The organism is Streptosporangium sp. NPDC002721 (assembly GCF_042888905.1).
Taxonomy (GTDB): Bacteria; Actinomycetota; Actinomycetes; order Streptosporangiales; family Streptosporangiaceae; genus Streptosporangium.
The window spans coordinates 1-26765 of sequence record NZ_JBIAQI010000025.1 but is presented as its reverse complement, the minus strand read 5'-3'; the positions used below and the strand labels follow the sequence as shown (position 1 = coordinate 26765).

At 71.6% G+C, this 26765-nt stretch carries 20 protein-coding genes; 12 read left to right on the top strand and 8 right to left on the bottom strand.

Going from position 1 to position 26765, the window contains the following annotated elements; genetic code table 11:
- Positions 1–772 precede the first annotated feature (772 nt).
- Positions 773–1429, top strand: a complete 657-nt coding sequence (locus ACFYWM_RS31725; RefSeq protein ID WP_389921154.1) for a hypothetical protein — start codon at positions 773–775, stop codon at positions 1427–1429.
- A 14-nt stretch (positions 1430–1443) separates the two neighbouring features.
- On the top strand, positions 1444–4452 hold the full coding sequence (locus ACFYWM_RS31720) for an AAA family ATPase (RefSeq protein WP_389921152.1): 3009 nt from the start codon (positions 1444–1446) through the stop codon (positions 4450–4452).
- A gap of 107 nt (positions 4453–4559) precedes the next feature.
- Here the strand turns inward: ACFYWM_RS31720 and ACFYWM_RS31715 are convergent, their stop codons facing one another.
- Together ACFYWM_RS31715 and ACFYWM_RS31710 are read right to left on the bottom strand one after the other, a co-directional pair.
- Positions 4560–4790, bottom strand: a complete 231-nt coding sequence (locus ACFYWM_RS31715; protein ID WP_362693278.1) for a DUF397 domain-containing protein — start codon at positions 4788–4790, stop codon at positions 4560–4562.
- Between the two features lie 33 nt (positions 4791–4823).
- The gene (locus tag ACFYWM_RS31710) at positions 4824–5648 is read right to left on the bottom strand and encodes a helix-turn-helix domain-containing protein (RefSeq protein WP_389921149.1); all 825 of its coding nucleotides are present in this window, start codon (positions 5646–5648) and stop codon (positions 4824–4826) included.
- Positions 5649–5879: 231 nt separating this feature from the next.
- Between ACFYWM_RS31710 and ACFYWM_RS31705 the strand changes: the two genes are divergently transcribed.
- Positions 5880–6248, top strand: a complete 369-nt coding sequence (locus tag ACFYWM_RS31705; protein WP_389921146.1) for an ATP-binding protein — start codon at positions 5880–5882, stop codon at positions 6246–6248.
- A 152-nt stretch (positions 6249–6400) separates the two neighbouring features.
- Positions 6401–8230, top strand: coding sequence for a M14 family zinc carboxypeptidase (locus ACFYWM_RS31700; protein WP_389921143.1), 1830 nt, complete (start codon positions 6401–6403; stop codon positions 8228–8230).
- 202 nt (positions 8231–8432) lie between these two features.
- On the opposite strand, the gene ACFYWM_RS31695 is transcribed toward ACFYWM_RS31700, so the two are convergent.
- From ACFYWM_RS31695 to ACFYWM_RS31685, 3 genes are all read right to left on the bottom strand, one after another.
- Positions 8433–9242 carry a class I SAM-dependent methyltransferase gene (locus tag ACFYWM_RS31695; protein WP_389921140.1) on the bottom strand — a complete coding sequence of 270 codons (810 nt, stop codon included), beginning with the start codon at positions 9240–9242 and terminating at the stop codon, positions 8433–8435.
- Between the two features lie 225 nt (positions 9243–9467).
- Entirely contained in the window at positions 9468–11003 is a 1536-nt protein-coding gene (locus ACFYWM_RS31690) for an aldehyde dehydrogenase family protein (RefSeq protein WP_389921137.1), read from the bottom strand.
- A 184-nt stretch (positions 11004–11187) separates the two neighbouring features.
- A complete protein-coding gene (locus ACFYWM_RS31685) occupies positions 11188–11619 on the bottom strand; it encodes a cupin domain-containing protein (protein WP_389921135.1) in 432 nt (143 codons plus the stop codon).
- Between the two features lie 97 nt (positions 11620–11716).
- Here ACFYWM_RS31685 and ACFYWM_RS31680 point away from each other — a divergent pair, with 97 nt between their 5' ends.
- The 5 genes from ACFYWM_RS31680 to ACFYWM_RS31660 all read left to right on the top strand — a co-directional run bounded on the left by ACFYWM_RS31680 (position 11717) and on the right by ACFYWM_RS31660 (position 19791).
- Positions 11717–13306, top strand: coding sequence for an SWIM zinc finger family protein (locus ACFYWM_RS31680; RefSeq protein ID WP_389921132.1), 1590 nt, complete (start codon positions 11717–11719; stop codon positions 13304–13306).
- Positions 13303–14715: a DUF5691 domain-containing protein gene (locus ACFYWM_RS31675; RefSeq protein WP_389921129.1), complete on the top strand. Its 1413-nt coding sequence runs from the start codon at positions 13303–13305 to the stop codon at positions 14713–14715. The genes ACFYWM_RS31680 and ACFYWM_RS31675 overlap by 4 nt, the downstream gene beginning before the upstream one ends.
- On the top strand, positions 14715–15782 hold the full coding sequence (locus tag ACFYWM_RS31670) for an AAA family ATPase (RefSeq protein WP_389921126.1): 1068 nt from the start codon (positions 14715–14717) through the stop codon (positions 15780–15782). The genes ACFYWM_RS31675 and ACFYWM_RS31670 overlap by 1 nt, the downstream gene beginning before the upstream one ends.
- A gap of 276 nt (positions 15783–16058) precedes the next feature.
- Positions 16059–18647: a DUF5682 family protein gene (locus tag ACFYWM_RS31665; protein WP_389921123.1), complete on the top strand. Its 2589-nt coding sequence runs from the start codon at positions 16059–16061 to the stop codon at positions 18645–18647.
- Positions 18640–19791, top strand: a complete 1152-nt coding sequence (locus tag ACFYWM_RS31660; protein WP_389921120.1) for a VWA domain-containing protein — start codon at positions 18640–18642, stop codon at positions 19789–19791. The genes ACFYWM_RS31665 and ACFYWM_RS31660 overlap by 8 nt, the downstream gene beginning before the upstream one ends.
- A gap of 359 nt (positions 19792–20150) precedes the next feature.
- Here ACFYWM_RS31660 and ACFYWM_RS31655 read toward each other — a convergent pair whose 3' ends face one another.
- The 3 genes from ACFYWM_RS31655 to ACFYWM_RS31645 all read right to left on the bottom strand — a co-directional run bounded on the left by ACFYWM_RS31655 (position 20151) and on the right by ACFYWM_RS31645 (position 22935).
- On the bottom strand, positions 20151–20591 hold the full coding sequence (locus tag ACFYWM_RS31655) for an acyl-CoA thioesterase (protein ID WP_389921118.1): 441 nt from the start codon (positions 20589–20591) through the stop codon (positions 20151–20153).
- 1 nt (position 20592) lies between these two features.
- The gene (locus ACFYWM_RS31650) at positions 20593–21222 is read right to left on the bottom strand and encodes a TetR/AcrR family transcriptional regulator (protein WP_389921114.1); all 630 of its coding nucleotides are present in this window, start codon (positions 21220–21222) and stop codon (positions 20593–20595) included.
- A 255-nt stretch (positions 21223–21477) separates the two neighbouring features.
- Entirely contained in the window at positions 21478–22935 is a 1458-nt protein-coding gene (locus tag ACFYWM_RS31645; protein ID WP_389921110.1) for an MFS transporter, read from the bottom strand.
- A 171-nt stretch (positions 22936–23106) separates the two neighbouring features.
- Between ACFYWM_RS31645 and ACFYWM_RS31640 the strand changes: the two genes are divergently transcribed.
- The 3 genes from ACFYWM_RS31640 (at position 23107) to ACFYWM_RS31630 (ending at position 26670) form a co-directional block, all read left to right on the top strand.
- A complete protein-coding gene (locus ACFYWM_RS31640) occupies positions 23107–23844 on the top strand; it encodes a TetR/AcrR family transcriptional regulator (protein ID WP_389921107.1) in 738 nt (245 codons plus the stop codon).
- A 47-nt stretch (positions 23845–23891) separates the two neighbouring features.
- Positions 23892–25436, top strand: a complete 1545-nt coding sequence (locus ACFYWM_RS31635) for an MFS transporter (RefSeq protein WP_389921104.1) — start codon at positions 23892–23894, stop codon at positions 25434–25436.
- Between the two features lie 220 nt (positions 25437–25656).
- The gene (locus tag ACFYWM_RS31630) at positions 25657–26670 is read left to right on the top strand and encodes an enolase C-terminal domain-like protein (protein ID WP_389921101.1); all 1014 of its coding nucleotides are present in this window, start codon (positions 25657–25659) and stop codon (positions 26668–26670) included.
- Positions 26671–26765 lie beyond the last annotated feature (95 nt).

Below are 26765 nucleotides of genomic sequence, written 5' to 3'. Positions count from 1 at the left end.
AGTCAACAAAAGGGGCATTGCTCGGGCTGTAGGCGTTCTGTGAGCTCTTTCGGGTCATCCGCCCGGTCGGGCGCCCCGCACGGGGGTAACGGCCGCCGGGCCCGGCGGCCCGGTCGCCCGGTGGCCGACCTCAAGAAAAGCGGTGATCACGAGCGGCCGTGATCCCGGCCGGTGGCTCGCGATCGGCCCGCGAGACTTTTTCGCCAGACGGAATCCATCGTCGTCGTCGATATCGCGTTGAACGGACGGGCGTACGGACGAATGTGCGATTCATCGATTCGCATGGTGACGGGAGAGGGTTCCCGGCGGTCGCGTGCCGCGGGAGATTTCGCCGGCCTTCTTCGGTCCCGGAGGCGGGCCCTCTTCGCCTCGCCCCGGCCCGGGGCCGACCGGGGGTGGCAGGGGTCGGCAGGGAACGTCGCGGGGTGCGGCGGGCGCGCCTCGCGCCGGTGCCCGTCCGCTCGATGTCACGGTTTGTCGCACGGCGCCCGGCACTGTCCGGGGGCGCCCGGTTCACGGAAAGGACGGAGCGGGCCCGCCGCCCCCTGTTCCGGGACAGGGCCCGAGGGTTCAATGATGTCGGGAATCCGGCGGCGGCACTGTGTAACAAGTGAAGCCGGGTTCCCGGAAAGATTTGGTCAATTTTTCCTGGATTAGGGGTGCCAGGAGAGGAGAGAGTCGCGTGAAAAGCGGGCACAACCATCTCGTTAACCCGTAAAGCGGAGGTACAGCCCTGGTGAAGAGATCAAGGGCCGGGTTTGCCGTGGTTGCCGTGGCGGTCGTATCCGCCATGGTCGGCGGGCTCACGGGATGCGCACGTGCCGAGTTCACCTACGTCCGCCACGACGAGGGGCAGACGTACTTCAAGGTTCCGGCGACCTGGCAGAAGGTCGACCAAACGGCGCTCGACAAGATGACGCTCGGGGACGACCTCGAATCGGCCACCGCGCAGATACGCAAACAGCTCATCTGGTCGATCGGCTACGACGCCCACACCGAACCGTCCGCGAATCACCTTCTCGGTTACGGCACCGGTGACGAACCATTCGTTTTCGCCCGCACCACCAAACTTCTGCCCAAGGAACAGGACACCGTCTCCCTCGACACCATGCGCAACGCCTTCCTGCCCGTCACCGAGACGGCGCGCAAGGAGTACGAGGCGACCGCCGGCTCCGCGTTGCGCAACTTCGAACTGCTCGCCGACGACGTGCTCCAGCCGGGAGACGGCCTGCGCGGGGTGCACGTGCGGTTCAACTACTCGATCCTGGGGGCCGGGACCGAGACCTTCGACCTCACCTCCTACCTCGCCGAGGACGGCAAGCAGATCTCCACCCTGCTGATCCGCTGCTCGGCCGCCTGCTACCGGAAGCGCGCCGGGGAGTTCGAGAAGATCGCGCAATCGTTCAAGGTCAAGCGGCTCGCCGGGTGAGGAGAAGCCCGTCCATGAAGTCACCTCCACCGCCTCCCAACTTCGAAGGACTCCGGGCTCCCGGTTCCGGCCCGACCGATCCGCATCCCGACAAGCGCAAGAAGATGCCGTTCTGGGACCGGATCAAGTTCCTCCTCATCCTTACGACCATCTATTTCATCCTGGTGTGGAGCGAGATGGCCTCCTACGAGGGCATCATGACGTTCCGGGATGGGATGATCAACACCGCGGTCGCGGCGCCGTGGATCTTCTGGCTCCTGGGGATCGAGTTCCTGCGCCAGCTCCACTTCTTCGTCAGCGAGCGTTCGGCCGGATACAACCGGTTCTGGACGCGCAGCGTGTTCGGAGGCTTCGAGCGCTGGACCCACCGCCGTTTCTCCGACTGGAACCGCTTCAGGATGGCACGTGCCATCAAGTGGGCGTTCTGGATCGCGGTGCTCGCCCTCATCCTCGGCGAGGTGCTGGACACCTCTCCGGCGCTCGCGCTCTTCCAGGCGCCCGCGCTGCTCTGGCAGGCCCTGCCGTACGTGGCGCAGCTCGCCTTCGCGTTCTTCTTCATCGCCTTCCAGTTCATCGGCCTGTTCTGGCTGCTGTCGCGGGGCGGCGTGGAGACGTACTTCCCCGACGACATCAAGACCCGCTTCACCGACGTGTGGGGCCAGGACCACGTCGTCGAGCGGGTCAAGGAGAACATCGTCTTCCTGGAGAGGCCGGACGCCATCGAGGAGCGCGGCGGCTACGTGCCCAGCGGCCTGCTGCTGTGGGGCCCGCCGGGCACCGGCAAGACCCTGATGGCCGAGGCCGTGGCCGGGGAGACCGGCAAGCCGTACGTGTTCGTCGACCCCGGCGCGTTCGTCAACATGTTCATGGGCATCGGCATCCTGAAGGTGAAGTCGCTGTTCAGGAAGCTCCGCAAGCTCTCGCTGCGGTACGGGGGAGTGATCGTCTTCTTCGACGAGGCCGACTCCCTCGGCAAGCGCGGCTCGCTGGCGCAGCAGGGGCCCAGGGGCGCTCCCGGGTTCTCCCCGCACACCGCCGGATGCCACGGCTTCGGCTACCTCAGCGAGGACACCCGCTGGCTGCTGAGCCGGGGAGGCGCGGCCGAGCCGAAGGAACCCGACACCGGCCGCAGCCGCTTCATGATGGGCGGCATGGGCGGGGGCGGCGGCGACCCGGGCACGCTGCAGGCGCTGCTCACCGAGCTGTCCGGCCTGAAGAAGCCGAGGGGCATCGTCAACCGGCACGTGCGAAGGCTCTTCGGCATGCGGCCCAAGCCGCCGCCGAAGTACCGGATCCTGGTCATGATGGCCACCAACATGCCCAACTCGCTGGACGAGGCGCTGCTGCGGCCGGGGCGCATCGACCGCATCTACAAGGTGGGCTACCCCTCGAAGGCGGGCCGGGTCCGCACCTACCGCGGCTACTTCGACAAGGTCGACCACGAGCTGACCGACGCGCAGCTGGACAAGCTGGCGACGATCACGCCCTACGCCACCGGTGCCACGATCAAGGACCTGGTGAACGAGTCGCTGATCACCGCGATCCGCGACGGCCGGGAGACCATCACCTGGTCGGACGTGACCCGCGCCAAGCGGCTCAAGCAGCTCGGGCCGCCCGAGGACGTGGAGTACATCGAGCGCGAGCGGCACGCCGTGGCCGTGCACGAGGCCTGCCACGCCGTGGCGGCGTACCGCACCCGCTACCACCTGGAAATCGACATCGCCACGATCGAGAAGGGCGCCGACTACCTCGGCATGGTCGCGAGCATCAAGCCCGAGGACCAGTTCACCCGATGGAAGTCCGAGCACGAGGCCGACATCATGGTCTCGCTCGCCTCCCTGGCGGGGGAGCGGATGTTCTTCGGCGAGGACAACTCCTCGGGTGTCTCCGGCGACCTGTTCTCCGCGACGTACCTCACCGCGCTGATGGAGGCGCACTGGGGCATGGGCCGCGGGGTGACCTCGGTGCCCGCGCTGCAGGAGCTGGAGATCATGGGCGGCAAGTCGATGCCCAAACCCGGCGGCGGGGGGATCGGCTTCACCAAGACACCGGGCGGCAGCCAGCCGCTCGCGCCCGACGTGCTCGGCGAGCGCATCGAGTTCAACCTGGTGAGCCTGCTGGAGCGGACCGAGGTGCTGCTGCGCGAGCACCGGCGGGACGTCCTGTGCCTGGCGCACGCGCTGGAGGCGCACAAGACGCTCAACGGTGACGACGTGGTCGCGATCCTGGAACGCGGGCGGGGGCCGTTGATCGACGGCTCGATCTACGACTCGGAGGACTTCTACGCCGAGATCGAGGAGTACCACCTGGAGGCGGCGCGGGCGCACCGCGAGCACAGCCACGTGGCGCGCGCCCTGCCCGTCCCGCCGGCGCTGCCCCGGCTCGAACCCGCCGCCGCGGTCATCCACGGCGCGGTGCTCACGGGCAACGGCAACGGTTCCGCGGTGTCGAGCACGCTGTCGAGCGCGGTGTCGAGTACGGTGTCGACCGCCGTGCCCCCGATGTCCCCGGTTTCCTCTGTGTCCCCCGTGTCTCCGGGGCCCTCTGTGTCTCCGGGATTCTCGGGGTCCTCGGCGGCGCTGTCCGAACCCGACTTCGTGCCCTGGAGCGGCGACACCCCGGCGCGTCGCCCGGCACCGCCACCGCCACCGCCACCGCCTCCGTCGCCCGCCGACCCCGCGCCACGCCGCGGGAGGCTGCGGACGGTGTTCGTGATCGCGGCCGGCCTGGCCGCGCTGGCGGCCTTCACGGCGCTGGGCACCTACGTGTTCAACGGCGGGACGGTCACGACGGGCGGCGTGGGCTCGCCCGACTCCGGCACGCTCATGGTGGTGTTCGTCGCCGTGCTGGCGGCGGTCGTGGGAGCCGCGATCGTGGCGGCGGTCACCCGGGGGGCGCAGGCGGCCAAGGCCAGGGCCGAGGCCCAGCGTGACAGGGCCGTGGAACGGGCACAGCTGCTCGCCGCGGCGATGGACCCCGAGGTCGCCATGCGGATCCTCGGCTACAACGGCAACGACAGGTGAAGGGCGACGAGCGGCGGTGACGAGCACAGCCCGCCGGGCCGGGGCCGCGGGCGGGCTGTGGCCGGAGGTTCCGGGGGAACCGTGAGGCGGGTTCCCCCGGAGGTCCGTCAGTCGAACTCGCCGTCCTTCACGCCGCCGACGAAGGCGTCCCACTCGCTCCGGGTGAACGCCAGCGCCGGGCCGCCCGGATCCTTGGAGTCGCGGACGAGATACAGCTGGTCGGCGTCCGCCTTGTGCCTGGCGACCACAGGGTCACCGGGGACGACCGCCACCTCCACGCAGTTGCCTCCGTTGGTGCTGCGGCCGCTCTTGCGCCACTGGGCGCCGGACAGATCCATCGTGGACCCTCGCACTTTTTCTTCCTTCTACAGCTAGGGGGAGGAGAACCTTCTCGCCATCTGGGCGATGAAGGCCGCCGACGCCTCCTGACTGAGAGCCATGGCGCAGAGGCTCTCGAACATGGAGGCGTATCGGCTGACTTGCTCGGGATCGTCCGGCACGCTCCCGCTCGCGGCCTGCTCCAGGTAGAGCAGGTCGGGGGCTTCGGGCTCGGGGAAGCTGAGCAGGCAGAACTGGCCGTCCATCGCGGGGTGCGCCCCCGCGGAGAACGGGACGACCCGTATCTCCACGTTGGGCAGCTCACCGAGGTGGACGAGATGCTCCAGCTGCTCCGACATGATGTCGCGACCGCCGATCCGACGCCGGATCACCGCTTCGTCGAGCACGGCGACGAGGTGGATCGGGTCACCGGGTCCGTGCAGCAACTGCTGGCGCGAGATGCGCACGGAGACCGTCTCCTCGACCTCGGAGGGGGTCTGAACTACTGAGGTCACCTCGATCACCGCGCGTGCGTACGGTTCGGTCTGCATCAGGCCGGGGACGACCAGCGGCTCGTACGAACGCACGAGCGACGCCTCCGCCTCGAGCCCGATGTAGGAGTCGAAACCGGGTTTCAGGGCCTGACGGTGGGGGTGCCACCAGCCCCGTCTCCTGGCTTCGACGGCCATCTGGATCAGGGAGTCTCGAGCCTCCCCGGTCACGCCGTACACATCGGTGAGGGCCGACACGTCCGAGGGACGAGGCCGGGACAGGCCCGTCTCGTACCTCCAGACGGTGGTGTCGGTGGAGCCGATCCGCTCGGCCACCTCCAGCCGCGTCAGCCCGCTGTCCTTTCGCAGACGGCTCAGTTCAGCCATCAGACGGCGATGACGGGCCGTGGGGCTGCGTCGAGAAGCCACGCATCCACCTCCCTCCGTCCTTTGATAGCAAATCTGCGGAATCCCAACATGAGGTATTGCAGTCCTTGATAGAACAGTTCACCGTGAGTGAGTGTGCCATCTCAGAGGGCGATGTGCATGGAATATGCGTGTCGGGGAGTGAGGTCGACCATGACAACCGGACGGCGGACCGTCTCACCTCGATCGACGGTGACCCTCAAAGGGGTCCCGGAGTCGGTGTCGGTGGCGCGGAGCCGGGTCAGGGAGCTGCTCGGCGAGGGGCATCCCGCGTCCGACGACGTCGTCCTCCTGGTGAGCGAGGTGGTGACGAACTCGGTGCTCCACTCCGGTTCCGGGGAGGGCGGCGAGGTCGCGATGACGGTGGCGGTGGGCTCGGCCGCGGTGCTGGTCGAGGTCTGCGACGCCGGATCCGGCGCGTCGGCGCCGCACGTGCGCAACGACCCGGAGGCGGAGGGCGGGCGGGGCATGTTCCTGGTGGACCTGCTCGCCGACAACTGGGGCATCCAGGACGACGCCCCCGAGGGGTCCAGGACGCTCTGGTTCGAGGTCGCCTTCTGAGTTCGATCGCGCCCTCGCCTCGTTCGTGTCCGGCCGTGAGGCCAAGGTCCCGCCGCTCCCAAAATTTGGGCCTTTGCTAATCAACGCCGCTGTCTGACTCTCGGTGGAGGCGCGCGACAAAACCCTAGAGTGCGTGCCTGAGGAGGACGCAGGTGAGACGCCGTCTGATCGTGGTGTTCGTCGCCCTGGCACTGTTGTGTCTCGGTGTGACCGGGGCGGGAGCCTCGGCCGAGCCACAACCGAACAGCCAGTACAAGGTCCAGGGACCGAGCACCGCCCAGCAGCGAAGCGCGGTGGCCGCCACCGGTGCCGCGATCGACCAGGTCGACCCCGAATCGATCGTGATCACCGCCAACGAGGACGAGGTCGCCGCGATCAAGAAGCTCGGCTACACCGTCACGAGGATCCCCAGGTCGTTATCCCCGACCAGGCCGGAACGGCTCGCCGACTTCCCGCCGGCCGACTCCGGCTACCACAACTACGCCGAGATGACCGCCGCGGTGAACCAGATCGTCGCCGACCACCCGACGATCGCCCGCAAGATCAGCTATGGCACCTCGTACGAGGGGCGCGACCTGATCGCCGTGAAGATCAGTGACAACGTCGCCACCGACGAGAACGAACCCGAGGTGCTGTTCACCCACCACCAGCACGCCCGCGAGCACCTGACCGTCGAGATGGCCATCTACCTGCTCAACCTCTTCACCGACGGGTACGCCACCGACAGCCGCATCGCCAACCTGGTCAACGGCCGCGAGATCTGGATCATGCCGGACCTCAACCCCGACGGCGGCGAGTACGACATCGCCACGGGCTCCTACCGCTCCTGGCGCAAGAACCGCCAGCCCAACTCCGGCTCCTCGGCCGTGGGCACCGACATGAACCGCAACTGGGGCTACAACTGGGGTTGCTGCGGCGGCTCCTCCGGCTCCGCCTCCAGCGACACCTACCGGGGCTCGGCGGCCGAGTCGACCCCCGAGGTGAGGGCGGTGGCCAACTGGGTGCGCAGCCGGGTCGTCGGCGGCGTGCAGCAGGTCAAGGCGCACATCGACTGGCACACCTACGGCGAGCTGATCCTGTGGCCGTACGGCTACACCTTCAACGACACCGGCCCCGGCCTGACCCAGGACGACCGCGACGCCCACGCGACCCTGGGCCAGAACATGGCCTCCACCAACAACTACACCCCCCAGCAGGCCAGCGACCTCTACATCACCGACGGCACGATCGACGACTGGCTGTGGGGCGTCTACAAGATCTTCAGCTACACCTTCGAGATGTACCCGGTCAGCTCCTCGCCGGGCTTCTATCCCCCCGACGAGCAGATCGTCCCGCAGACCACCCGCAACCGGGAGGCCACGCTGCGCTTCCTGGAGTACGCCGACTGCGTCTACCGGATCATCGGCAAGGAGTCGCAGTACTGCGGCACCGGCACCCCGCCGGTGACGGTCTACTCCGACGACTTCGAGACGGCGACCGGCTGGACGGTCAACCCCTCGGGCACCGACACCGCCACCTCCGGCCTGTGGGAGCGGGGTGACCCGGCGGCCACCACCTCCAGCGGCGCCAAGCAGCTCGGCACCACCGTCAGCGGCAGCAACGACCTGGTCACCGGCAGGCTCGCGGGCGCCGCGGCGGGCGACTACGACGTCGACGGAGGAATCACCAGCATCCGGTCACCGGCCATCACCCTGCCGTCGACCGGGACGCTGAACCTGTCGCTGTCGTGGTACCTGGCGCACGGTTCCAACGCCTCCAACGCCGACTTCTTCCGGGTGAAGGTCGTCGGCTCCACCACCACCCAGGTGTTCCAGCAACTCGGCGCGGCCTCCAACCGCAACGGGGCCTGGGCCACGGCCACGGCCAACCTCTCCGCGTTCGCGGGACAGAGCGTCCGGATCCTGATCGAGGCCGGTGACGCCTCCGGCGCCTCCCTGGTCGAGGCCGGGGTCGACGACATCAAGATCACCCAGCAGCCCTGACCCTCCCTCGGGGCGCCTCCCGGAGGCGCCCCGAGCTTTTTGCGCGGGGACCGGTGCCAGGAGCCCTCTCTGCGAGGAACCGGGGCCGTGAGCCTGTGAGGAACCGGGGCCGCGAGCCTGTGAGGAACCGGGGCCGCGAGCCTGTGAGGAACCGGGGCCGCGAGCCTGTGAGGTCCGACGCTCACCCATGGGCCGCCGAGGGTCAGGCGCGGCAGATCAGCTCGCCGTGCAGCAAGGAGAGCCAGCCGTCCGGCTCCCCGGCCCAGGTCCGCCAGCCCGCCGAGACGCGGCGCAGGTCCTCCTCGGCGGCGGCGCCCGAGGCGAGTGCCTGTCCGGCCATGTCGGACTTCAGGATGCGCTCGGCCCACATGCCGCCCCACCACGCGCGGTCCTCGGGGGTGGCGAAGCACCAGGTCGAGGAGGTGGCCGAGACGTCGGCGAACCCCGCCGCGCGCGCCCACGACAGCAGCCGCCGCCCCGCGTCGGGTTCGCCGCCGTTGGCCCTCGCCACCTTCCGGTACAGGTCCATCCACTCGTCCAGCTCGGGGATCTCGGGGAACCAGGCGAAGGCGGCGTAGTCGCTGTCGCGCACCGCGACGATCCCGCCCGGCCTGCAGACCCGCCGCATCTCGCGCAGCGCCCGGACCGGGTCGCCGACGTGCTGCAGCACCTGGTGGGCGTGGACGACGTCGAAGGTGTCGTCGGGGAACTCCAACGCGTGCACGTCCGCCACGGCGAACGCGATGTCGGAGCGCCCGCGCCGCTCCGCCTCCGCGCGGGCGAGCCCGAGCGCCTCCTCGGTGATCTCGACCGCGGTGACCGTGCCGGGCGCGACCCGCTCTGCCAGGTCGGCGGTGATGGTGCCCGGCCCGCAGCCCACGTCCAGCAGCGTCATGCCCGGCCTCAGGTGCGGCAGGAGGTGGGCCGCCGAGTTCTCCGCCGTACGCCACCGGTGGGATCTGAGCACGGACTCGTGGTGCCCGTGCGTGTAGACGGCGTCCTTGCCGGTCATGAGGCCTCCCCGTTGTCGTCACGCTGGTCGGACGATAACACGGGTCTCATATTTCAAGAACAATGGTCTCACTATATGGTCGTCACGAATCCGGCGGGAACCGCCGGCGGGTGGTGCCGGGGGGTGGTGCCGGGGGTGCGACGGCCCGGTACCGGCGGGTCGGGCCGGCACCGGGCGACGCCGGTGATGTCGGGTGCATCGAAGACGTCAGGAACATCGGGGACGTCAGAGGCGGAAGTCCAGGTCGGGGACGATCTCGGCGACGTCCATCTGGGCCTTCTGGAGCCTGCCCGAGTGGTCCCAGTTCATCGCCTGCCAGCGGGTGAACTGGTCGAGGACCCACACCCCCGACTGGCGGCTGCCGTTGCCCGACTTGCCGTTGCCCCCGAAGGGCAGGTGGGCCTCCGCGCCGGAGGTGGAGTTGTTGACGCTGACCATGCCCGCGCCGATGCCCTCGCGGAAGCGGAAGGCCGACGCCGGATCGGTGGTGTAGATGGACGAGGAGAGCCCGTAACCCGGAAGGTTGGCCAGGTCGACGGCCTCGTCCAGCGTGCCGAAGGTCGTCACGCCGACGATGGGGCCGAAGGTCTCCTCCAGGAAGAGCCGGTCGCCGGGGCGGACGCCGTCCACGACCACCGGGTGGTAGTAGAGGCCGCCCTCCCCGGTGAAGTCGCCGCGCGGGCTGTCCGGGGTGATGCGGCCGGTGGGGCCGGAGACGACCGTGTGGTGCGGCTGGATCCAGCCCAGATACTCCTCGTAGCGCGTGGCGAACCTCCGGTCGAGCAGCGGCCCGCACAGCACGTCCCCCGCGGGGTCGCCGACCACGGCCCCGGCCAGGGCGTGCACGTACCGGCGGAGGAACTCGTCGTGGACGCTCTCGTGCGCGATCACCGTGCCGAGCGACGTGCACCGCTGCCCGGCGGTGCCGAAGCCCGCGAACAGCGCGCCCTCCACGGCCAGGTCGAGGTCGGCGTCGGGCATGACCACCATCGGGTTCTTGCCGCCCAGCTCCAGGCAGGGAGACTGCAGGTGGCGCCCGCACAGCTCGCCGACGCGGCGGCCCACCTCGGTGGAGCCGGTGAACCCGACCTTGTGCACCGTGCCCTCGGCCAGCGCCGCCTCCAGCCCCTCGAACGTCGCGGCGCCGTCGGCGAGGACCAGGTTCAGCACGCCGTCGGGCAGCCCGGCCGCGACGAACAGCCGGTGGAGCGCGTGCGCGGAGGCCGCCGCGTACTCGGCGGGCTTCCACACCACCGCGTTGCCGCACAGCAGCGCGGGTACGAGGTACCACGACGGCACCGCGACCGGGAAGTTGCCCGCGGTGATCACCGCGGCCACCCCCACCGGGACCCGGAAGGTGAACAGGTTCTTGTCCGGCATCTCCGAGGGGACCGTCTGCCCGTACAGCCTCCTGCCCTCGCCGAGGAAGAAGTCGCACGTGTCGACGATCTCGCGCACCTCGCCCAGCGCCTCGGCGTACGGCTTGCCGATCTCGCGGGTGACCAGGCGGGCCAGTTCCTCGGCGTTGGCCTCCACCAGGCGTCCGATCGAGGCGATCACCCGTCCCCGGACGGGCGCGGGGACGCGCGCCCACTCCCGTTGCGCGGCGGCGGCCGTGCGGCACGCGGAGGAGAACGTGCTCGCGTCCGCCAGCCGCACCCGCGCGACCACCTCGTCCACGCGAGCCGGGTTGACCGACTCGTAGGCCGCGCCGTTGGACGTTTCTTTTCCGCCGATGACGGAGACGATCTCGCTGGTCACCTTTGACCTCCCGGTTGGACCTTTGACCGCATTCTCCCCGCGCCGGGGGAGGCCGTCACATCGTCCGGGAGGGGGTCACCTCGACCGGGAGGGCGTCCACGCGACCTTCGGTCGGAGGACCGTCCGTGGCGCCGTCCGCCACGTTCTCCGTCGTGCCCTGACGTGTCGTCCGTCGTGTCTTCCGTCAGATCATGCGGAAGTCGGCGAAGTCGAAGCCGGGGGACACGACGCAGCTCACCAGCACGCCCTCGTCGCCGGCGGGACGGGCGGCCTGCCAGGTGCCGCCGGGCACCAGGGCCTGGAGGACCTGCCCCTCCTCCACCAGCGGCCCCAGGGTCACGGTGCTCGAAGGGTGGCCCTCGTGACCGCCGAGGATCAGCGTCAGCGGGCCGCCCCGGTGCCAGAACCAGACCTCGTCGGAGGCGACCACGTGCGGGCGCGACTCCTCGCCGGGCTCCAGCAGGAAGTAGATCCCGGTGGCGGTGGCCCGCGTGCCGGAGTATCCGGGGGGAGCGAGGTCGACGGAAGTCCTCCAGGTCTCACGGAACCAGCCGCCCTCGGGGTGCGGCTGCAGGTCAAGGGCGTCGGCGAGCGGCGGGCGCGAAGGGGTCGTCACCGCAACGATTCTAGGGACCCGGGCCCGGCGGACGTACGGTGGGACGGCCGTTGCGGACGGGGCCGGATTTGTCGGCGGGGACGGCTAGGTTCAGTCCGTGATCGAACGGTGGAACCGGGATCAGGTGCTGGCGCTCGCGCCCGACGCCTCGTCCCAGAAAGCGGCCCGGGGTGTCTCCGCCCCCGGCAAGTGGTCGGGGTCCGGAGCCACCGCCGACGCGGTGTGGGGCGAGTGCGCGGGCAGCGGCTCCAAACCCTACCGGGCGTGTGTCGACCTGTCCGAGCCCGCGTACCGATGCAGCTGCCCCAGCAGGAAGTTCCCCTGCAAACACGCTCTCGGCCTGCTGCTCCTGTGGTCGGCCGACGGTGTTCCCGCGGCCGAGGAGCCCGCCGACTGGGTGGGCGAGTGGCTCGACGGGCGGCGTGGCCGCGCGGCCAGGGCCGCCGAGGCGGGGGCGGCCCGCGCGGCCCTGGCCGCCGAGCCCGGCGCCACGGACGGCCGCAGGGCCGCGCAGCGCGAGCAGCGGGTGAACACGGGGCTGTCGGACCTGGAGCGCTGGCTCGCCGACCAGATCAGGCAGGGCATCGCCGGTTCGCGGCGCCACGACCAGTGGGACGACCTGGTCAAACGTCTGATCGACGCCCAGGCGCCCGCCGTCGCGGGCTCGCTGTCCCGCCTCGGCGCCGTGCTGGACGGGGACGACTGGCCCGCCCGCCTGCTCGGCGAGTACGCGCTGCTGCACCTGCTCTGCGTGGCCCACCGGCGTCTTTCCGTCCCGGACGGGGCCGGTGGCGGTGACTCCGCCGACTCCGGTGGCTCGGGTGAGGGGGCGTCCCGGGACACGGTTCCCGACGGGCTTCTCGAAAGGGTGCGCGACCGGGTCGGCTTCCCGATGACGAAGGAGGAGGTGCTCGCCCGCGGTGCCGTCCGCGACCTGTGGGACGTGCTGGGACGGCGCGACGAGGAGCACGACCGGCTGATCGCGCGCCGGGTCTGGCTGCGCGGGCGCGCGACGGGCCGGGCGGCGCTGGTGCTCTCGTTCGCCCCGGTCGGGCAGGCCCTCGACGCCTCGCTCGTCACCGGCACGACCATCGACGCCGACCTGGCGTTCTATCCCGGCTCGGCCCCGCTGCGCGCGGTGGTCGCCACCCGTCACGACTCCGCTCGCGGCGGCCCCGTCCGTCACGACTCCGCTCGCGACGACTCCGTGTTGAACGACCCTGCACCGAACGACCCTGCACCGAACGACGCCGCTCGCGGCGACTCTGCGCTGAACGACCCCGCCCTGAGCGACCCTGTTCTGGGTGGCTCCGCCGGGGATGCGCCCGTCGATGCCGTTCGGGATGAGCGGATCGGCGTCGACGCCGCCCGCCGTCTCGCCACGGCCGGTCCGCCGCCCGGCTCGACCGTCGAGCAGGCCCTCGACGAGGTGGCCGAGGCCCTGGCCGGTGACCCCTGGCTCGACTCCTGGCCGCTCGTGCTGGAGGGGGTGACTCCCACGGGGAGCGGTTCGCGGCTGCTGGCCGGGCCCTCCGGCGGGCTGCCGCTCCACCCGTCCGCGGGCACCCCGTGGCGTCTGGTCGCCACCTCGGGCGGTCACCCGCTGACCGTCGCCGTCGAATGGACCCCGAGGGGGCTGCGTCCCCTCACGACCTGGGACGAGGAAGGCCGGGTGATCGTCCTGTGAACGCCTCCGCCGAATGGGAGGACCTGGTGTCCACCGCGCTCGTCGGGACCGACCGCCGCCCGCTGCCCGGTCAGGGGGCGAGCGAGGTCGAGCTGCTCGGGCGCGCGGCCGTGCACACGCTGCGGGCGCGCGCCGGGCGGAGGCCGGTCGCCGCGGGTGAGCCGCCCGCCGTCGCGGCGCCCGAGGAACAGCCCGCGGTCTCGCGCGCCGCGGGCGACCGGCTCGCCCGCATCCTCGGCGGTGAGCAGCCGAGACTGCTCACCGAGTGGCTGGAGACCGCGGCCGCGCGCGGATACCGCCTCTCGCCGCACCTGCTGCCCGAGCTTCTCGACCACGCGGCCAAGGACCGGTCGATCCGCCCGCACCTCGGTGTGCTGGCCGGAAATCGGGGCCGCTGGCTGGCGAGGCTCAACCCGGCGTGGGGCTTCCTGCTGGAGGAGGTCACCGGGCTCCTCGCCACCGGCTCCGGCGGAGCCTCCCAGACCTGGGAGTTCGGCACCTCGGGTGACCGCCGCGTCCACCTGGGAGCGCTGCGGGCGGCCGACCCGGCGGGGGCGAGGGAACTGCTCGCCGCCACCTGGGAGAAGGAGACCCCCGACGACAGGGCGGCGTTCCTGGAGGTCCTCGCCACCGGGCTCTCGCCCGACGACGAGCCGTTCCTGGAGGCCGCGCTCGACGACCGCCGCCGCGAGGTCCGTCACACGGCGGCGGACCTGCTCACCCGGCTCCCCGAGTCGCGCCTGGCCCTGCGCATGGCCGAGCGGGCCGCCCGGTACGTCACCGTCGTCGGCGACGAGATCCACGTCGACCCGCCGACGGCCTGCGACAGCGCCCTGGAGCGCGACGGCGTACGGGCCAAGGCGCCCCGGGGGGCCGGTGAGCGGAGCTGGTGGCTGCAGCAGACCGTGGCCCGCACCCCGCTCGGCGTCTGGTCCTCGCTGCTCGGGCGGCCGCCCCGCGAGCTCGTCCGGATGAAGATCGTCGACTGGGGTCGCGAGGTCATGGCGGGCTGGGTCAGGGCCTCCGTCCTCCAGGGCGATCCGGAGTGGGCGCTGGAGCTCTTCACCTGGGATCCGCTCGCCGACCTGCTGGCCGCGCTGCCCCGTGACAAGCAGGAGATCGTCGCCGCCGACTTCGTACGGGGGCACGGCCTGGACGGTCAGCTGATCATGGTTCTCGGCGGGGCCGCGGCCCCGTGGGGACCCACCCTGGCCAGGGCGGTCCTGCAGAAGATCGTCGATGTCTCCGGCACCCAGCCGTGGAACCTCGGGGAGCTGGTCAAGCTCGCCGGCGAACGCATCGACCCCGCCATGCACGGCCTGGCCGGGCGGCTCTCGCCGGAGCCATCCATCCAGGAGGTCGCCGCCCTCCTGCGTTTCCGTGACGACATGTTGAAGGAGCTCACGTAGTGACAACGGTTCTGCGGGCCCACGCCGAAGACCAGTACGCCGAGGAGCTGGAGATCCTGGCCAAGGGCGACGACCGCACCCGCCCGCCGGGGTGGAAGCTGTCGCCGTGGGCGGTGACCGCCTACATCCTCGGCGACGGGGACCAGATCACCCCCAAGTACATCGGGCCCCGGCGCATCGTCGAGGTGGCCGTGGCGACGCTGGCCACCGACCGCGCGCTGCTGCTGCTCGGCGTGCCCGGCACCGCCAAGACCTGGCTGTCCGAGCACCTGGCCGCCGCGATCAGCGGTGACTCCACCCTCCTGGTGCAGGGGACGGCGGGCACCGCCGAGGAGGCCGTCCGCTACGGCTGGAACTACGCCAGGCTGCTGGCCGAGGGCCCGTCCATGGAGGCGCTCACGCCGAGCCCGGTGATGCGGGCGATGTCCGAGGGGCGGCTCGCCCGCGTGGAGGAGCTGACCCGCATGCCCTCCGACGTCCAGGACGCGCTGATCACCGTGCTGTCGGAGAAGACGCTGCCGATCCCCGAGCTCAACCGGGAGGTGCAGGCCACGCGCGGTTTCAACATCATCGCCACGGCCAACGACCGCGACCGCGGCGTCAACGACCTGTCGAGCGCGTTGCGCCGCCGGTTCAACACCGTCGTGCTGCCGGTCCCGGCCACCGCGGAGGAGGAGGTGGACATCGTCTCCCGGCGGGTCGGCCAGCTCGGCCGCTCCCTGGAGCTGCCCGAGACCCTCACCGCCCTGGAGGAGATCCGCCGCGTCGTCACGGTCTTCAGGGAGCTGCGCGCCGGTGCCACCGAGGACGGCCGTACCAAGATCAAGTCTCCCAGCGGGACGCTCAGCACCGCCGAGGCCATCTCCGTCCTCACCAACGGCATCGCCCTGGCCGCGCACTTCGGCGACGGGGTGCTCCGCCCCTCGGACGTGGCGGCCGGCATCGTCGGCGCCGTGATCCAGGACCCGGTCTCCGACCGCGTCGTGTGGCGCGAATACCTGGAGACCGTGGTGCGCGAGCGCCAGGACTGGCGCGACTTCTACCGGGCCTGCCGTGACGCGGGCTGAGGCGACGGCCCCCTGGCGGGGCACGTTCCCGGCTGCGGCGTTCCCAGCTCCCGCGTTCCCGGCCTCCGCGCTCCCGGTTCCCGCTTCCTCGGTTCCCGCGCTGCGGGTTCCCGTGCTGTCGGCCCTCGTGTTTCCGGTTTCTGCGGTGTGGGCTCCCGCGCTCTCGACTTCCGCGTTCCCGGCCCGCGCGCTCCAAGCCCCGGCGGTTCCGGTTTCCGCGTCGCCGGTGGTGGCGGTGGCGCCGGTGGCGGCTCCCCGGCCGGGTGGGGGGTGGCGATGAGCGTCTCCGTGCTGGGCATCCGGCACCACGGACCGGGGTCGGCGCGGTCCCTGCGCGACGAGCTCGAACGTCTCAAGCCGGACGTCGTGCTCATCGAGGGCCCGCCCGAGGCGGACGAGCTGGTCACGCTGGCCGGTGACCCCGGCCTCCAGCCGCCGGTCGCGCTGCTCGCCCACGTGCCGGGGGAGCCGTCCACGGCCGCGTTCTGGCCGTTCGCGGTGTTCTCGCCCGAGTGGCAGGCGATCCGCCACGCCGTCGCGGCGGGGGTCCCGGTCCGGTTCTGCGACCTGCCGGCCGTGCACAGCCTCGCCTCCCGTCCCGGCACGGGCGCTCACCCCGAGCCGGGAGACACGGGCGACGGACCTGCGGCGCCTCCCGAGGGGGAGGCGCCGGAGGGCGCCGGGGATCGGAGGCCGGACGCGAAGGTCCCCGGCTCCCCGGGCGCGGCGACCGGTGATGAGGGGAACGGTGACACGGACGGCGACACGGACGACGCGCCGGACGACGCCGCCCCGGAGGCCGTGCGGATCGATCCGATCGGGGCTCTCGCCCGCGCCGCCGGGTACGACGACCCGGAGCGGTGGTGGGAGGACGCGGTCGAGCACCGGGGCGACACCCCGTTCCACATGATCGCCCAGGCCATGGAGGCCGTCCGCGAGGGGCACGTCGCCGACGAGTACGAGGCGCGGCGCGAGGCCTTCATGCGGCGCACGATCCGCAGGGCGGTCAAGGACGGGTTCGAGCGGATCGTCGTGGTCTGCGGGGCCTGGCACGTCCCCGCCCTGGCGGGCACCGCGCGCGAGGGCGCGCCCTGGGGAGCCGGGCTGCCCACCGTGAAGGCCGACGACGCGCTGCTCAGGGGGCTGCCCAAGGTCAAGGCCGAGATGACCTGGGTGCCGTGGACGTACGGGCGGCTGGCCGCCTGGAGCGGTTACGGCGCGGGGGTGACCTCCCCCGGCTGGTACCACCACCTGTTCGCCTCCCCCGACCGGCCGGTCGAGCGGTGGCTGACCGGGGCGGCCGGGGTGCTCCGCGAGGAGGACCTGCCGGTCTCCTCCGCGCACGTCATCGAGGCGGTGCGGCTCGCGGAGAGCCTGGCCGTGCTCAGGGGACGGCCGCTGGCCGGGCTGGCGGAGGTCACCGAGGCGGTCAGGGCGGTGCTGTGCGAGGGCGACGACCTGCCGGTGGAGCTGATCCAGCGGCGCATGGTCGTGGGGGAGCGGCTCGGCCAGGTGCCCGACGCCACCCCGATGGTCCCGCTCCAGCGCCACCTGCGCGAGGAGCAGCGCCGGGTGAAGCTCAAGCCCGAGGCACTCGACCGGGAGTACGACCTCGACCTGCGCAAACCCCTCGACCTGGAGCGCAGCAGGCTGCTGCACCGGCTGCGCCTGCTCGGCGTCGACTGGGGCACCCCCCGGGAGAGCCGGAGCAAGGGCACCTTCCGCGAGTCGTGGTCGCTCGCCTGGCGGCCCGAGTTCGACATCGACCTGATCGAGGCGGGCGCCTGGGGCACGACCGTCCCCGCGGCGGCCGCCGCCCGCGTCCGCGACCTCGCCGACGGGGGAGCGGCGACCGGCCCGGCCCCCCGTGGCGGAGCGTCCGGCCCGGGAGCCGGAGCTCCGGGAACGGCCGGTCCCGGAAGGGCCGGAGGGGCCCGGGGCGCCTCCGGCGGCGCGTCCGGCGGGGTCACGCTGGCCGTGCTCACCGGCCTGGTGGAGCGCTGCCTGCTCGCCGACCTGCCGGAGGCGCTGCCGTACGTGCTCGACGCCCTGTCGGCGCGGGCCGCGCTCGACGGCGACGTCACGCACCTGATGGCCGCGCTTCCCGCGATGGTCCGCGCCCAGCGCTACGGCGACGTGCGCGGCACCCCCGCCACCGGCCTGGTCACCATCGTCGAGGCGATGCTCACCAGGATCTGCGTCGGCCTCGGCGGTGCCGTCACCGGTCTCGACGACGACGCCGCCCGCGACCTGATCCGTCACATCGACGCCGTCCACGCCGCCGTCGCCCTGCTCGACACCGGGCCCGCCCGCCAGGACGGCTCAGGGGAAGGGGAGGAGACGCCGCAGGAGCGGTGGCTGACGGCGCTGCGCGGGGCCTCCGGCCGGGCCGACCTGCACGGGCTCATCGAGGGGCGGCTCACCAGGATCCTGCTGGACGCCGCCGACCTCGACACGGCCGAGGTGGGACGGCGGATGTCGTTGGCGATGTCGGCGGGACACCCGGCGGCCAGGGCCGCCGCCTGGATCGAGGGGTTCCTGTCCGGGGGCGGGCTGCTGCTCGTGCACGACCCCCGGCTGCTCGGGCTGGTCGACGAGTGGCTCACCGGGCTCGCCCCGGAGACCTTCGTCGACGTGCTGCCCCTGCTCCGCAGGACGTTCGGCGCCTTCGCGGCCCCGGAGCGGCGCTCGATCGGCTCGCGCGTCCGCTCCCTGGGGACGGCGGGCACCGGCGGCCCGGCGCGGGAGGCGGAGGACTTCGACGAGGAGCGCGCGGCGGCGGCCGTGCGGACCGTGCTGGCGATCCTGGGGCCGGCGATTTCCGGGCCGACGATTTCGGAAGGGACGGGCAGCACCGATGGATGAGAGGCTCCGCCGCTGGCGGATGGTCCTGGGCGGGGACGCCGACGGCACCGGGTGCTCGCTGACCGGGGCCGACGCCCAGATGGACGGCGCGCTGGCCGCGCTCTACAACGGCGGCGAGGGCTCCGGCGAGCGGAGCGCGGGCCTGGGTGCCTCCGCGCCCAGGGTGGCGCGCTGGCTGGGCGACATCCGCTCCTACTTCCCCTCGACCGTCGTACAGGTCATGCAGAAGGACGCCGTCCAACGGCTGAACCTGACCCGGCTGCTGATGGAACCGGAGATGCTGGACGCCGTCGAGCCGGACGTCCACATGGTCGGCACGCTCCTGTCGCTCAACAAGGTGATGCCCGAGAAGGCGCGCGAGTCGGCCAGGGCGCTGGTGCGCAAGGTCGTCTCCGAGCTGGAGCGGAAACTCGTACAGAAGACGAAGGCCGCCGTGACCGGTGCCCTGGACCGCTCGGCCAGGACCCACCGGCCCAAGCGGGTCGCCGACATCGACTGGGACCGCACGATCCGGGCCAACCTGAAGAACTACCTGCCCGAACGCAACACGGTGATCCCCTCCAGGCTGGTCGGGTACGGCAGGCGGCAGCGGGCCGTCCAGCGCGAGGTCGTGCTCTGCATCGACCAGAGCGGGTCGATGGCCGCCTCCGTCGTCTATTCGAGTGTCTTCGGCGCGGTGCTCGCCTCGATGAGCTCGCTGCGGACCTCGCTGGTCGTCTTCGACACGGCGGTCGTCGACCTCACCGACCAGCTCCACGACCCGGTGGAGCTGCTGTTCGGCACCCAGCTCGGCGGCGGCACCGACATCAACCGGGCCATCGCCTACAGCCAGGGGCTCATCACCCGTCCCAACGACTCGATCTTCATCCTGATCAGCGACCTGTACGAGGGCGGTGTGCGGCAGGAGATGCTCCGCAGGGTCGCCCAGATGACCGCGGCCGGTGTCCAGGTGATCGTGCTGCTCGCGCTCTCCGACGAGGGCGCGCCCTTCTACGACCACGACAACGCCGCGGCGCTCGCGGCGATGGGGGTGCCCGCCTTCGCCTGCACCCCCGACGCCTTCCCCGACCTGATGGCCGCGGCGATCGAGCGCCGCGACATCGGCCAGTGGGCCGAGCGCGAGCTGGAACGCACCGCCACCTGATCCCGTCCCGGCGAGGGCGGCAGGCCACGGGGGCCTGCCCTCGCCGGGACGTCGGGACGCCGGGGATCGCGTCGTCAGGGGCGTTCGCCGGCACCGGCAGGGGAGCGGCCACGTGTCACGGAGGTGGCGGTGCGTTGTTCAGGGCACCGAGACAGGACTCGCGGGTGTCGGTCCTCGGGCCGGGACGTCCGGGACGGCTGGTCCACCGGGTTGAGATGTCCGGGAGGGGCTGGTCCGTCGGGCTGGGACGTCTGGGGGGTGCGGGGTCGTCGGGTTGGGACGTCCGGGGTGGGGTCGGGTTGGGACGTCCGGGGTGGGAAGGTCCGTCGGGCTGGGCCCGCGACCGGCTCGTGGGGTGCTCACGGAGTGACGGCCAGCAGTTGTCTGAGGGAGTCGCGCAGGGGCTCGCTCATCGGGCTCGGCCGCAGCGTGGCCGGGTCGAGCCTGACCTGGACCCGGCGGCCCTCGGCGTGCACGACGCTGTGGTCGGCCGACAGCACGCGGAAGCCGTACACCACGCTGGTGGTGCCCAGGCGGTCCAGCCAGAAGTGCACCGAGGCCTCGCCCACGGTGCTGATCGGCACGTGGTAGGTGATGGAGAATTCGCGTACCACGAAGAAGATCTCGGCGAAGTGCGGCCGGGCGGGGTCGAAGGGCCAGCCTCGCTCGGCCCAGTAGTCGGACAGGGCTCGTTCGAGGAGCAGGACGTATCGGGCGTTGTGGACGACACCCATCGCGTCGAGGTCGTCGAAGTGGATCTGGACGGGCTGGATGTGCCCGCTGCGCAGGGTGGTCGTCAAGTCATTCCTCCGGGAGGATGCCGGGATCGGTCGAGAGGGAGCGGAGCTGCTCGAGGACGGCCGTGCGGGCGAACCGGTAGCTCTGCTCGCGTTTGAGCAGGTGGGTGTGGACGACCACGACCGAGCCGATCGCCTCGATCTCGAAGGCGAGCCGGGCGGGGTCGGTGCCGGGCCGCAGGTCGCCCAGCTCGACGGCGAGCTCGCTGAGCCGGTCCAGCAGGTTCATCCAGTCGCCGATGGCGTCGGCGATGGCGTCGTGGACCGGGCCGGGCCGGTCGTCGAACTCGCCGTCGACGGCACGGAAGAAGCAGCCACCGGGCAGCCGCCCCGAGCGGTAGAAGTCGAGGCGGTGCTCGTGCAGGGCCCACAACCTGCGCACCCCTCGGGGGGCACGCAGGGCCGGCGCGATGATGTGCTCGGTCCACTGCCGCCGGGCGTGCTCCACGATCGCCAGCTGCAGCGCTTGTTTGTCAGGCCAATGAGTGAAAAGTCCGGACTTGCTCACGCTGAGTGTCGCGGTCAGCCGGGCGAGTGACAGGCCGTCGAGTCCTTCGACCGAGGCGAGCCGGACGGCGGCGTCGAGCACCGCCTGACGAGTGCGCTCCCCGCGCTGGAGCCGTCCGTCGATCATGCCGAGAACTCTAGCAAACAATATGAACGACCGGTCGCTAATATTTTTCCTCGCACGGATCCGAGCCTCGCGTGACCCGGTTCTCTCGTGTGACCCGGTTCTCTCGTGCGGTCCGGTTCTCTCGTGCGGTTCAGCTCTCTTGTGTGAGGTGGTTTCTCGTACGCGCGGCAGGGGCGGTCGCCCCGGAAGCGGTGGTGCGCCCGGGACGCCGCGAGCGGGCGAGCCCGCGAGGGCCCGCCCGCTCGCCGGTGGGTGTCAGTGCGCGATCTCCTGTTCGGCTCGCGCCCGCCGGGGGAGGAGGAAGGCGGTCGCGAAGGTGACGGCGAGCAGGCCCACCTCGACCCAGATCGTGAGCAGCATCGCGTCCTCCAGGCTCCGGCCCTGCTTGACCAGGCCGAAGAAAAGCGTCCCGATCGCCGCCGTACCCAGGGCGCCGCCGAGTTGCTGGACGGCGGTGAGGGTGCCGGAGGCCGAGCCGGACTCGTGGGGATCCACCCCGGCCAGCACGATGTCGAAGAACGGCGCCATGATCAGGCTCATCCCGGCACCGGTGAGCAGCAGGGCGGGGGCGAGCTGCCACGGGGTGACGCCCATGCCGGCGACGTTCAGGGTGAGGGCGACCCCCGTGACGCCCCCGGCCATCGCGACCGCGCCGATGTGGATCAGCCTGCGTCCCACCTTCCGCGCCAGCCCCGAGGCGTTGACGAGGGCGAAGCCGATCAGGGTGCCGATGGCGTTCGGCAGGCCCGCGAGCCCCGCCTTCAGCGGGTCGTAGCCCAGGGCGATCTGGGTGTAGAGGCCGAACACCAGGGAGAAGCCGACCATCCCGGAGAAGAAGACGAGGCCGGTGAGCAGGCCGCCGGTGAAGGACCGCTTGCGGAACAGGCTCATCACCACCAGCGGGTCGCCGCCCGCGCGCTCCTTGCGGGACTGGTGCAGGCAGAAGAGCGCGAAGACCGGGATCGAGGCGGCCATCAGGGCGAAGATCCACGCGGGCCAGTCGAGGTCGCGGCCCTGGACCAGAGGGAAGATCAACAGGAAGGAGGCGGCCGAGACGAGCCCGGTGCCGGTCAGGTCCAGGCGCGAGGCGTGCGAGGGCTTCGACGCGGGCAGGTAGCGGAGCGCGCCGAGAAGGGCGATCAGGCCGATCGGCAGGTTGATCAGGAAGATCATGCGCCAGCCGGTGCCGAAGAGGTCGGCGTCGACGAGCCAGCCCGCGAGGACCGGGCCCGCCACTGTGGACAGTGCCATGATCGGGCCGAACGCGCCGAAAGCGGTGGCCAGCTCTTTGGGCGGGAACATCTCCTTGATGACGCCGAGGCCCTGCGGCACCATCACCGCCCCGGCCAGGCCCTGCAGCACCCGCGAGCCGACCAGCATCTCGGGGGAGGCGGCCAGGCCGCACAGCAGCGAGAACAGGGTGAAGCCGGCGGCGCCGGCGACGAACATGCGCCTGCGCCCGTAGAGGTCGCCGAGGCGGCCCCCGGTCACGAGGCCGACGGCCATCGCCAGGGTGTATCCGGCGCTGAGCCACTGGATCATGCTCGACGAGCCGCCCAGCTCCTTCTGGATGGACGGCGCCGCGATGATCGTGATCATGGCGTCCATCAGGTCCATCACCTCGGCGGCGAGAACCACGAAGAGGGCGGCCCAGCGCCATCGGTACGGCTCCGCGCCGATGGGGGATGAGCCGGTCTCGACCGTGTTTGTCATGGGGAATCCGATCCGGGAATTCTGATGATCGAAGAACGGTGTTCGTTGATTACGAACACTGTTCTACAAACGAACGCTGTTCGCGTCAAGTACATCGTCCGCGCAAAACGAACAGTGTTCGCAGAAAGTACGGTGTTCGCTGCCGTGATACGGCACGTATAAGATCGGCGCGTGACCGAGATCCCCGCCCCGCCGTGGCGCAAGACCCGCAAGGCGAGCGCTCCGCGAACCGTCCTGAGCAGGGATCTCATCGTCGCCACCGGGCTGCGCGTCGTCGACGCCGAGGGGCTGGAGGCGCTGAGCATGCGCCGGGTCGCCCAGGAGCTCGGCACCGGTCCCGCCTCGCTCTACGCCCACGTGGCGAACAAGGAGGAGCTGCTCGACCTGATCTACGACAGGGTCATGGGCGAGATCCGGGTCCCCGAACCCGAGCCGGAGCGCTGGCTGGAGCAACTCAGGGAGCTCGTCCTCGACGCCTACCGGGTGTTCGCCTCCCACGCCGACATCGCCAGGGTCGGTCTCGCCAGCCTCCCGACCGGGTTCAACGCGCTGCGGGTGGGCGAGGGGCAGCTGGCCATCATGCTCGCGGGTGGCGTGCCGCCCAGGACCGCCGCCCTGATGATCGACCGCCTCGGCCTGTACGTCTGCTCGGACGCCTACGAGAACTCCCTGTACATCAACCGGCAGCGCGAGAGCGGCGTGAAGCCGGAGATCTTCATGAGCGACTTCTTCGGTCAGATCGGCACGTTCTACCGCAGCCTGCCCGCCGACCGGTTTCCCAACATCGTCGCCCAGGTCGACAACCTGATGGCCGGCGACGGGACGGACCGGTTCGAGTTCGGGCTCGACCTGCTCCTGCGGGGCCTGGCCGCTCATGTCCTGGACGCCGGTCCTACGACCAAGGGCTGATCGAAAGCCTGATGCGGGCCGGTGCGCGCCGGCCGTACCGTCGACCCATGACTACCGTGATGACCGACGAGCCTCCTGCCGGGATATTCGCCCGGAGTCACCGCGCCCTGACGGTCGGGATGGTGGCCCTCATCTCCCTGGCCGCCTTCGAGTACCTCGCGGTGGCCACCGCCATGCCGGTCGTCGCCGACGAGCTGGACGGCCACGCGCTGTACGGGCTGGCGTTCAGCGGGGCGCTGGCGGCCGGGGTGGTCGCGACGGTGCTGGGCGGGTGGTGGGGCGACCGTGGGGGGCCGGCCGCGCCGCTCTGGACCGGGGTGGCGGTCTTCGGCGTGGGGCTGGTCCTCGCCGGGGCGGCGCCGACGATGGACGTGTTCGTCGCGGGGCGGTTCGTCCAGGGCTTCGGCGCGGGCATGTTGCAGGTCTCGATGTACGTGCTGGTCTCGCGGTGCTACCCGCCGGAGCTCCATCCCCGGGTGTTCTCGATCTTCGCGACCGCCTGGGTGGTGCCCTCCATGGTGGGGCCCGCGATCACCGGCGTCGTGGTCGAGAACGCGGGCTGGCGCTGGGTCTTCATCGGCGTGACGGGCATCCTCCTCCCGGCCGCGCTGCTGCTCTGGCGCGGGCTGGCCTCCGCGCCCATGACAAAGCCGGTGACGGAGCCGGTGACGGAGGCGGTGACGGAGCCGGTATCGGGGGCTCCGGGGGTGACGCCGACACCGGCACCGAAGCCGAAGCCGAAGCCGGGGTCGGAGAGGTCGCCCGGCGCCCGTTCCTCGATCGCGCGCAGGCTGGGCTGGGCGCTGCTCGTCGCGGCAGGGGCGGCGCTCATGCAGTACGGCGCGTCGGCGCTCACGGGGTCCGGTGGCACGCACTCCGGGGGCGCGGCATCGGGTGACACGGCGTCGGGAGGCATGCTTTCGGGGGGCATGGCGTCCGTCACCGGGCTCGTCCTGCTCGCCGCCGGTCTGGCCATGCTGGTCGCGGCGCTGCCCCGGCTGCTCCCCCCGGGAACCCTGCGCTCGGCCCGCGGCCTGCCCTCGGTGATCTCCCTGCGCGGGATCGCGGCGGGCGCGGCCATCGGCGGCGAGGCGTTCCTGCCGCTGATGCTCAACGAGGAACGCGGCCTGTCGCTGACCATGGCCGGGCTCACCCTGACCGGCGGCGCGCTGAGCTGGTCGTTCGCCTCGTGGGTGGTGGGCCGATGGCGGTTCGACCGGGTCCTGGTGCTGCGCTCGGGCTCGGTGCTGATCGCCGTGGGCCTCGCGCTGATGGGCTTGACCGTCTTCGGCGCCGTCCCGGTGGCCACCGCCTTCGTCGGGGAGATGGCCCTGGGGCTCGGCATGGGCATCGTGTACCCGACCCTGTCGGTGCTCATCCTGGAGCTGTCGCCCTCCGGTGAGGAGGGGGAGAACAGTGCGTCGCTCGGTGTCGCCGAGTCGGTCTACACGGTCGTCGCGGTGGCGATCACCGGGGCACTCCTGGCGGCCCTGGGGGCCTCCGCCGCCGTCTACGTGCTCTGCTTCGGCCTCACGGCGCTGATGGCGGCCACCGGAGCCATTGTCGCCGGTCGCGTACTGCCCAGGGTGTGAGTTCTTCTCACCTCTCCGGGCCCTCGACGCCGGATTTCCCCTCCGCGCCGGAGGCATTCACGGGTCACCGTGGCACCATGGGAAGAACGCCGTTCTTCGCGGTGTTGAGGGGGGAGTCCCGCCTTCGGGCGGGATTCGCGTTTCCACGGCCCGGGGTTGCCGGGCCTGGAAAGTCGTCGGAGCCCGGGGTTCGCCGGGCTCGGAGAGGTCAGGGGGGGCCATGCCGCGCGTCCGTGAGCTTGAGGTGTTCCGGCTCATCCTGCCCTACGGCAGGCGGCCGGAGAGCATCCTCGTCCGGCTCACCGACTACGGCGGCATGACCGGGTGGGGAGAGGTCGTCGACGCCGACCCCAAGACCTGGGTCGCGCTGGAGGAGGGGCTCGGGCAGGCGCTGATCGGCGTCGACTGGGAGCATCCCGACGAGCTGGGAGCCGTTCCCGGAGGGTCCGCCGCCGACATGGCCTGCTGGGACCTGTGGACGAAGATGCGCGGGGTGCCGCTGGCCCACGCGCTCGGCGGCACCCGCACCTCCCTCATGGCCACCGTCAGGATCGGCGCCGACCGCAACCTGGAGAGCCTGGTCGCGAGGGTGAACCGCCACGTCTGCGCCGGATACGCCCACGTCACCCTGGACGTCCACCCCGGCTGGGACATCGAGCCGCTGCGCGCCGTCCGCCAGGCGTACCCCGCGCTGGGCATCGGCGTGGACGCCCGCGGCGCCTACACCGACGTCGACGCCCTCGAGGCGCTGGACGCCTACACCCTCTCCGTCATCGAACGCCCCTTCACCGGCCTGGCGAGCCTCGGTGACCACGCCGACCTGCAGGAGCGCGTCGCCGCCCCGGTGCTGCTGGAGGTCGCCTCGGTCGCAGAGCTGGACGAGGCGATCACCGCGAGGGCGGGCCGGGCGATGCTGCTCCGCCCCGCGGCCCTGGGCTCCCTGCGCGAGGTGCGCCGGGCGCACGACCGCGCGGTGCGCGCCGGATGGGAGATCGCCTGCGCCGGGGGCAAGGGCACCGGGCTCGCCCGCGCGGCCACCGTCGCCGCGGCCAGCCTGCCCGGCTGCGGCCTGCCCTGTGACGTGGCCGAGCCGCCGCGCAGCGCGCAGATCGTCGACCCTCCGGTCGGCGCCTCGGGCGGCGTGGTCGCGGTGCCGCTCACCCAGGCGGGCCTCGGCCACCGCATCGACGAGGACCGGGTCCGGCGCCTGTCCAAGGAGTCGTACTCGGTCTAATGCTCCGTTTCTTAAAGCAGGTAGACAAAACGGTGTCGGCGCCGACGAGGCTCGGGAGCCGGGCGGTCCCAGATCCAGGGACGGGCGCGAGTGTT